This window comes from Catenulispora rubra, from assembly GCF_015356825.1.
GTDB lineage: Bacteria > Actinomycetota > Actinomycetes > Streptomycetales > Catenulisporaceae > Catenulispora > Catenulispora rubra.
In genome coordinates, this window is sequence record NZ_JAACYW010000686.1 from 1 (window position 1) to 719 (window position 719).

Below are 719 nucleotides of genomic sequence, written 5' to 3' on the forward strand. Positions count from 1 at the left end.
CTCCACGCCCGCCTCGCCGCCGCCCTGGCCCACGCCCAGGCGGACGTGCCGCTGCCGACGGACGCCAGCGCCGAGTTGGCGGCGCTGCTGGATCGCTTGGGCGATGGGGCGGCGCGGAACGGACAAGTACCGGCCTGACCGAAGCGCGGCCTTCGCTGCACGCGCGGGATGCTGTTTAGCAAGTCGCCGCTCATGCCAGTTCCGTGGCCGACATCACCTCGGCCACGGAACGGTTCCAGCGCGCCGGGCTACCGGTTCGGCAGCCGTAGTCGCCGCGCGGGCGGCATGTTCAGCTCAGCGTCCACTGCTGATTGCTCTGGCCGTTGCAGCTCCACAGTTCGACCAAAGCACCGTTGGCGGTCGAGGCGCCGGTGACATCCAGGCAGAGTCCTGACTGCACTCCGGTGATGGTCCCGTTGGCGTTGAGCGCCCACTGTTGGTTCGACTGGCCGTTGCACGACCACAGGATCGCCTTGGTGCCGTTGCTGGTGCCCTTGTCGTTGGCGTCCAGGCACAGCGTGCTGCCGCCGACCGTGACGGTGAGCTGCCCGGAGGAGGTCCGCGTCCAGGTCTGGTTGGCCTGGCCGTTGCAGTCGTAGATCTGCTGCTGGGTCCCCTGGGTCGTGGTCGAGTTCGGATCGTCCAGGCACTTGCCCGCGCCCACCGCGTGCAGCGCTCCCGTGCCGCCGGGCGGGGTGGTGCTCGGGGTGGTGCTCGGG

General features: G+C 70.0%; 1 protein-coding gene. It reads right to left on the bottom strand.

Going from position 1 to position 719, the window contains the following annotated elements:
* Positions 1-289: 289 nt before the first annotated feature.
* On the bottom strand, positions 290-719 hold a 430-nt coding region (locus tag GWK61_RS54960; protein WP_194922352.1), incomplete at its 5' end, for an RICIN domain-containing protein.